Source organism: Rikenella sp. (assembly GCF_056799795.1).
The window spans coordinates 27,196-34,632 of the sequence record NZ_JBQIQO010000015.1 but is presented as its reverse complement, the minus strand read 5'-3'; the positions used below and the strand labels follow the sequence as shown (position 1 = coordinate 34,632).

At 61.4% G+C, this 7,437-nt stretch carries 8 protein-coding genes; 5 read left to right on the top strand and 3 right to left on the bottom strand.

The features are described 5' to 3' along the window. Positions 1-214 precede the first annotated feature (214 nt). Positions 215-373 carry a hypothetical protein gene (locus tag ACTO3O_RS05290; RefSeq protein WP_482596535.1) on the bottom strand — a complete coding sequence of 53 codons (159 nt, stop codon included), beginning with the start codon at positions 371-373 and terminating at the stop codon, positions 215-217. Between the two features lie 1,159 nt (positions 374-1,532). Here ACTO3O_RS05290 and ACTO3O_RS05285 point away from each other — a divergent pair. The 4 genes from ACTO3O_RS05285 (at position 1,533) to ACTO3O_RS05270 (ending at position 3,588) form a co-directional block, all read left to right on the top strand. Beyond that, complete coding sequence (locus ACTO3O_RS05285) at positions 1,533-2,546, top strand: 4-phosphoerythronate dehydrogenase (RefSeq protein ID WP_297832451.1); 1,014 nt, start codon at positions 1,533-1,535, stop codon at positions 2,544-2,546. Positions 2,547-2,566: 20 nt separating this feature from the next. Further along, positions 2,567-3,121: a cob(I)yrinic acid a,c-diamide adenosyltransferase gene (locus ACTO3O_RS05280; protein ID WP_297832448.1), complete on the top strand. Its 555-nt coding sequence runs from the start codon at positions 2,567-2,569 to the stop codon at positions 3,119-3,121. A 70-nt stretch (positions 3,122-3,191) separates the two neighbouring features. Further along, positions 3,192-3,350, top strand: coding sequence for a hypothetical protein (locus ACTO3O_RS05275; protein WP_297832445.1), 159 nt, complete (start codon positions 3,192-3,194; stop codon positions 3,348-3,350). 91 nt (positions 3,351-3,441) lie between these two features. Continuing rightward, complete coding sequence (locus ACTO3O_RS05270; protein WP_297832442.1) at positions 3,442-3,588, top strand: hypothetical protein; 147 nt, start codon at positions 3,442-3,444, stop codon at positions 3,586-3,588. Between the two features lie 762 nt (positions 3,589-4,350). On the opposite strand, the gene ACTO3O_RS05265 is transcribed toward ACTO3O_RS05270, so the two are convergent. Both ACTO3O_RS05265 and cysQ read right to left on the bottom strand, forming a co-directional pair. Then, on the bottom strand, positions 4,351-5,433 hold the full coding sequence (locus ACTO3O_RS05265) for an agmatinase family protein (protein ID WP_297832440.1): 1,083 nt from the start codon (positions 5,431-5,433) through the stop codon (positions 4,351-4,353). Further along, on the bottom strand, positions 5,417-6,271 hold the full coding sequence (cysQ, locus tag ACTO3O_RS05260) for a 3'(2'),5'-bisphosphate nucleotidase CysQ (protein WP_294594776.1): 855 nt from the start codon (positions 6,269-6,271) through the stop codon (positions 5,417-5,419). Before cysQ ends, ACTO3O_RS05265 begins: the two co-directional genes overlap by 17 nt. Positions 6,272-6,352: 81 nt before the next feature. Between cysQ and ACTO3O_RS05255 the strand changes: the two genes are divergently transcribed. Next, complete coding sequence (locus ACTO3O_RS05255) at positions 6,353-6,550, top strand: hypothetical protein (RefSeq protein ID WP_297832437.1); 198 nt, start codon at positions 6,353-6,355, stop codon at positions 6,548-6,550. Positions 6,551-7,437 lie beyond the last annotated feature (887 nt).

Sequence of the window (7,437 nt, the reverse complement as noted above, 5' to 3'; positions counted from 1 at the left end):
CGTCCCCGTCGGCCCGGGGCGGGTTTAGGCGGTTCGCTGCCAGCGGTGAATGCAACGAGCTCCGACGAGTTGCAGCCCGCCGCGTGGGGTGGCGGCGAACTGCGCGGCTCAAAGAGCCGCAGGGAGTTAGAACAAGAGCAGAGGCTGCTTTTCTTTAGGGTAGACCCGGCCCGTTTCGGGTAGAGGCTGCCAGTAAAACGCCCTGTGGGCGCGTTTATTCCGAGAGGCAACGCAACTGAAGACCGTGAGCCCGGTCGTACCCGCCGCTGGAGTTGAGCTCCTGCGTGTTGAAGTCCAAGAACATGCCGTTAGTTTCGTTGGCTGAGCACGAATAACTATAACCGTAATTTCCGTTGTAGTACAAAGTTCCCATATGGCTATAGCGGTTGCCCGGGGCGGGCCACTCTCCCCGTTTATTCCGAGAGGCAACGCAACGGAAAACCGTGGCCACGACTATCCGTGGCATTGTCTTTAAAACGTTGCGGAAAGAAATTCAGATTGATCCCATAGGTATGATCGACTGCGGAAGACCAGCTAAAACCGCTTCCGCCGTTATTTACCGCAGTACCCGTCGTTGCGTTGCGGTTGCCCGGGGCGGGATTAGGTTGTTTTTTATGTTTTTACCCGTATTTCCTATCGACCCCCGAGGGGCTTCGCCGCTGGGCGACGAGGCCGGTGGTTCGGAGAACCGCAAAAGCATAGTCTATCTATTCGTCCTCGGCGCGCCCCTCTCGCGCCGCTGATGCGTCGCCCTCCCCGAGGACGGCGATTCTGCGAATCGCGCTACTCGCTCTCGGACCAAATTCCAGCCCAAAGCTCGTCCCCATGCTCGGCCCAGCGCAGCACGAAAACCGTTTCCGGTTTTCGTGCCCGAAGAACAATCGCAGCCCAAAGCCCAGCCCAATTCTCCGTCCCGTGTCCGCCTCACTGCGGCTCCGCTTGCGCTCCGCCGCTTTTTGCCGTCGCCCGCGGCAATTCTTGCCGGATTGGCCGAGTGCCAACCGGCAGAATATGCCATCTTAAGCGGGCGGGCGACGGGGGTTTTTGCGCAAAGTCGATTTTTTCGCGCGCCTTGCGCGATTCATCTATATTCGGCTCACGCCGAAATAGTTGAATCGCTTCTTTAGGCGGGGCGCGCGTCTTTGGCTACGGGAGAGGACTGCGCTCGGGCCGCGCGGGCCCCACGTCCCGTGGACAGGCGAAACTACGTTTCGCTGCGGCCGCCTCTACCCCCAATTCTTTGTCCGCGCGCTGGCGGAAATCTTATTCAAACGCGAACTACGCGTTTGAATGATTTCCTTTTCCAGCAGTCGCGCGCGGTCGAGCTTCGACCCGCCTGAAACTGCCCTGCGCGGGCGGCGGACGGCTAATAAGGCAAAGACAACCCTAACAAAACGCCCGATGGGCGCACCGGCGGGACGGGAAATGCTTACGCATTTCAACTACCAGCCTCGGCCCAACCCATTCCCTCGCCGCGCACGCTGGACACAAAATATTTATGATATTTGTATCTGCAACCCTACGGAAAACCCATGAAAATCGTAATCGACGACAAAATTCCCTTTATCCAAGGCGTGTTCGAACCTTATGCCGAAACGGTCTACCTGCCCGGCGGAGCGATCGACGCCGATACGGTGCGAGAAGCCGACGCACTGATCATCCGGACACGCACGGCCTGCGACGCGGCACTGCTGGCCGGGAGCCGGGTGCGGATAATCGCCACGGCGACCATCGGTTACGACCATATCGACACGGACTATTGCCGCAGGGCGGGAATCGAGGTGGCGACGGCGGCCGGATGCAATGCGCGAGGGGTGCTTCAGTGGGTTTGCGCTGCATTGGAGGCCCTCGACGTGCGACCGGAGGAGACGACCCTCGGGATCGTGGGTGTAGGACATGTGGGCGAAGCGGTGCGGCAGACGGCAGAGGAGGCGGGATTCGACGTGATATGTTGCGATCCGCCGAGGGTGCGGCGAGGCGAGGCGGGAACCGAACGGTTCGTTGCGCTGGAGGAGCTGCTCGAACGGGCGGATGCCGTGACGGTGCATGTGCCGCTGGACGAGACGACGCGGGAGATGGCTTCGGAGGCCTTTTTCGCCGGAGCGAAACGGGGGATGGTCTTTCTGAATAGTTCGCGGGGGGAGGTCGTCCGTGGAACAGCTCTGAAAGAGGCTTTGCGGAGCGGTCGGGTTTCGCGAGCCGCGCTGGACGTCTGGCCTCACGAACCGCTGATCGACAAAGAGTTATTAGCTCTATCCTCGATCGCGACGCCGCACGTGGCGGGGTATTCGCTACAGGGAAAAGCGATGGGAACGGCACTGGCGGTGCGGGCGGTGGCGGCGTTCCTGGGGCTTCCGATAGCGGACGACTGGTATCCGGCGGAGGCGCCGAAACGACATCCGCGCTCCGGGCTGACGTGGGAGGAGATCACGACGGGAATGGCGCAACACTACGATATCCGGGCCGACGACGCGGCTTTACGCGCGGCTCCGGAGCGGTTCGAGGAGCTGCGGGGAAATTATCGGTTCCGGCCGGAATTTTTCTAATCCACACAAACTATTTCAGCATGAAAATCTACACACGAAAAGGGGACGACGGAACGACTTCGCTGGTGGGAGGAGCCCGGGCACCGAAAGACGACGCACGGATCGAGGCTTACGGAACGGTGGACGAGTTGATGGCTCACACAGGATATTTACATGATTTACTGAACATTAAACATGCTACGCCTCGGGCGCAACTGGAATGGGTGCTCGACCGGCTGATGAGTTGCGCTTCGTTGCTGGCGGCGGAGGGAGAGGTGGGAAAACGCCTGCCGCAGGTCTATGCCGAGGATATCGCCCGGCTGGAGCGGGAGATCGACGGCCTGTTGGCGGAGCTTCCCGAGTTACAACATTTTACGCTCCCCTGCGGGGCGCCGGTGGTGTCGTATGCGCACGTCTGTCGGACGGTGTGTCGGCGGGCGGAACGACGGGTGGTCGGCGCGGCAAAACGTTATCCGGAGGTTCCGGAGGTGGTTCGGGAGTTTCTGAATCGGTTGTCGGACTACTTTTATGCTTTGGGGCGATACCTGGGGCAGGCGGAAGGGGCAACGGAGGTGCGGTGGGAGCCGCGGGTCTGAGTCCTTTTTCGGAGAGGGCGGAGGGTGACGGGCCGCCCCGAGCTTCCGCAATGCGGGCAACAATGGGCGATTGGGAGATTTGATGGGGGGCGGTCGCTATGGCTGTAACTGGTCGGCGACGGTCAGCGGTATCCACGGCCGGTTTTTATGGTTCAGTTCGCAAGACCTGAACATCGGCAGTGCGGATAACCGTGCTCTCGGTATTCAGTTGCGCTGCCTCTCGGAATAAACGAGAATGCGGAGGCATTGGGGTAGAAGCGGCCAATAGAACGTCCTGTGGGTGCGCCCCGGGCTTCCGCCCGCGGGAAACGGGCGACCTGGTGAACGTCGGCAACTACGGGTTCAGCTATTCGTCGTCGGTGAGCGGCAGCAATGGGGTGTACTTGAGTTTCCACGTGACGCACCTCAATCCCAGCCACGCGGACGGCCGCGGCTACGGTCTTCAGTTGCGTTGCCTCTCGGAATAAACAGGGCAGGTGCTGTGTCTTTTTAATGACAACTTCCTTTGGGAACTGCCTCCTGCGGTTCGCAGAACCGCCCGGGCCGGACGCCTCCCCACGGGAGGCCCGCAATGTTCGCATGCTCACTGCGGCCACTCCCGGGCGTCCGACCCGAATCAATTCCAGCCTAATGCCCCCAACCTTTCGGGTTCGGCCTCACCCTGTTTGCAGCTGTTCACCGCCAGCGGAGGCGCAACGAGCTCCGACGAGTTGCAGTCCGCCGCGTGGGGGGGCGGCGAACTGCGCGACCCAAAGGGTCGCAAGAGCAATGCCCAAAGCACGGCCAAAAGCAAGACCCAACTTATCGCCCAAATTTCAGCCCCATGCTCGGCCCGACGCGGCTCAAAAACCGATTGCGGTTTTCGAGCCCAAAGAACTGTCACAGCCCCAAGCACAGCCCAATTCTCCGCCCCGTGTCCGCCTCACTGCGGCTCCGCTGTCGCTCCCCGCATTTCCGTCGCCCGCGGCAATTCTTGCCGGATTGGCCAAGCGCCAACCGGCAGAATATACCTTCTTAAGCGGGCGGGCGACGGATTTTGTGTGCGATCAAGTTTTTTCGCGCGCCTTGCGCGATTCATCTATATTCGGCTCACCGCCGAAATAGCCGAATCGCTTCTTTTGGCGGCGGCGCGCGGCGAGCTTTGACCCGTCTGAAACTGTCGCTTTCTTTCAAGAAAGCGACGCCTCCAACCACCGCGCGGTAGCCCTAACATCAAACATGAGGAAACCCTACCGATTCGAGCGGAGGCAAAGATTGGCCAGCTTGTAGAGCACCCGCGCGCCGACGTTCGCATTCCACTCGCCGTCGCCCGCCTGCGGAGCCACCTCCGTCAGGTCGAACCCCACGATGCGACGCCCCGACTCCACCAGACTCGCCAACAGATAGACCGCCTCCCGGTACGAAAGTCCCCCGGGAACCGGAGTCCCCGTCCCCGGACAGTTGTCCGGCGAGAGACCGTCGATGTCGAAACTCACATAAACGTTCTCCGGCAACCGGTCGACGATCGACGCACACTGCGCCCCCCAGGAGAGCCCCTCGAACGCGTTACGAGCCAACGTATAGTCGTCGAACTGTACCACCCGGCCCTGCGAATCCGCCGCCAACTCGACCTCCGCACCGCAGAAATCCCGAATTCCCACCTGCACCAACCGCGATACCTCGGGCAGCTGCAAAGCGTTGTACATAATCGAAGCATGCGAGTAGGCAAATCCCTCGTAAGCCACGCGCAAATCGGCGTGGGCATCGATGTGCAGCATGCCGAAATCCCTCCCCTCGCCTGCCATGCGGGCCGCTACGGCCCGCATCAGACCGAGCGGCGTGCTGTGGTCGCCCCCCACCAGCCCCACCAAACGACCGGACTCCAAAAACGACGAAGCCTGTCCAAACACAAGGTCGTTCAGGCGCGCCGAACCGGCATTGACCGCCTCCAGCGATGCCGCGATCGCCGGATCGGTCGCCGCGCCTCCCTCTTCGAGGTGCGCAATCACCCGTTCCGCCTCAGTCCGAAGCCGTTCCGAAGCCGATGCGATCCACGGATCGGCCGGTGCGGTCGCAATCCCGCGCCGCCAACCCTCCGGATAATGGGCGTCGCGCAGTTCTACCTGGGTCGAAGCGGCCAGAATCGCCTCCGGCCCGGCTGCCGTCCCGCCGTTATACGAAACGGTCACGTCCCAAGGCACGGAGAGCAGCACCAGTTCCGCCTCGTCCTCCGCGAAGGGCAGTCCGAAATAGTTTCCGTTGGCCACCCCGGTATCGTCGGGCGAAAAAGCACTCAAATCCTTAGTTACAAATTCTTTACCTTCTCCAGTCATAGTTTTTCAAAGCAGCGGTGAGACAGATGAACGGCGGATTTTCGAGCGACTCTTCGTTATACCGCAATTCGTCGCCGGCCAGCGACCGCACGACGGCTCCGGCTCCGCGCGCAATGGCTTCACCGGCGGCGGTGTCCCACTCCGAGGTGGGCGTGGTTCGCAGGTAGCAGTCCACTGCTCCTTCGGCCACGAGGCACATTTTCAAGGAGCTGCCGTACTCGACGATGCGAATCTCACCGAGTTGTTGCTGTAGCCGAAGGATCTCCTCTTTGACGTGTTCGGTCTCGTGCGAACGGCTCACGGCGACGCGCAACGGGGTATTCCGCCCGGCAACCAGCGGCAGGCGTTGCGCGTCGCGAAACAGTTGGCCGATGGTGAACGAGGCGCTCATCTCGGGCCGGACGCCTGTCCGGCAGAAGGCGCCGCGGTCGGGATCGCTGAAATAGAGGGTCTCGGTGGTGGGCAGGTAGATCACGCCCAGGAAAGGCCGGTTGTCGACCATCAGGGCGATATTGACGGTGAATTCGCCGTTCCGTTTGATGAACTCTTCGGTGCCGTCGAGGGGGTCGATGAGCCAATAGAGGTCCCACCCGCGCCGTTCGTCGAAATAGAGGTCTCGGCCCTCTTCCGAAAGCAGGGGAATCCGGGTGGCGCTCAGGTAGTGCTGGATGAGCCGGTGGGCTTCGCGGTCGGCGATGGTGATGGGGGTGCTGTCGGCTTTGAGGCCGACGAAGAAGTCGTCGTACCGGGTATAAATCTCCATGATTTTGGCTCCGGCACGGATGGCGGCGTTATAGGCCTGAACCAGAAAAAAGTCGGTTTGTTCTCGCTCTATCATGACTCACTGTATAATAAACTTACTTTTTACAAAAACGCGGCGCGGCGGGCGCGGGGAATATATGGGAGGGTCCGTTTTCGAGTGCCGGACGGCCCCGCCCCGGGCTACCGCGGCGGCAACGATGGCGGGTTATGGAGTATCAGCGACGGCGGATACAGTTGGTCGTCCGCTGTCAGCGACATTTACAGTCTGGGCTTGAACTTTCATGCGCTGTACCTTAGTTCCAACGACATCTGCGGACGCGGTTACGGTCTTCCGTTGCGTTGCCTCTCGGAATAAACAGAGACGTATTGCTTGGGGTGGAGGCGGCCATGGGTACAGGGCCGGTTCGCTTGCCGGGCGGCGCGCCCCGGGCTTCCGCAACCGCAATACTTCCGGAGCACTGGGCAGTGTCGGAAGCAGTGGCTACTGTTATTCGTCATCGGTGAACGGCACCAATGGCATGGATTTAGATTTCAGTACAAGGCATTTCAATCCCGGCTACGCGGGTAACCGGGGCGACGCTTTTCAGTTGCGTTGCCTCTCGGAATAAACGCGCCCAAAGGGCGTTTTACTGGCCGCCTCGGCCTAAATAACCGGCAGCCTCTACCCTACTTTATTTGACCTTGGGCGGTCGGACGCCCGGGAGGCACAGCAACTCTCGACGCGCGAGCGGCGTGTTGCGGGCCGGCGCCTGCCCACGGGCGGCCCGCGCGACTCTGCGAGTCGCAAGAGCATTACCCCCTTTTATGAGAAATCTGTCTTTCGGTTTCGGGCTGCGCGCTCCGGGGGTGGGCCGAACGGCCCAGCGCGCAAGCCCGGCGGTTCTACGAACCGCAAAAGCACGGCCCAAAGCACAACCAAAAGCTCGCCCCAAATCTGTCGAGTTCGGCCTGTCGCCCATCCCCCCGAGCGGCAAAGCCGCTGGGCGACGAGGCCGGCGATTCCTCACGGAATCGCGCTATTCGCTCTTAGCCTATAGCAATTCGCTGCCAGCGGTGAGTACAACGAGCTCCGACGAGTTGCAGTCCGCCGCGTGAGATGGCAGCGAACTGCGCGGCTCAAAGAGCCGCAGAAGCACAACCAACAAGTTCAGCCTTGTCGCCCGCGCGGGCCGAAGACTGCGGGGCCCACAGCAACGTCAGTTGCGGGCCTCCGCGGCGAGAGGCTTCGGCCCGCGGGGCTCT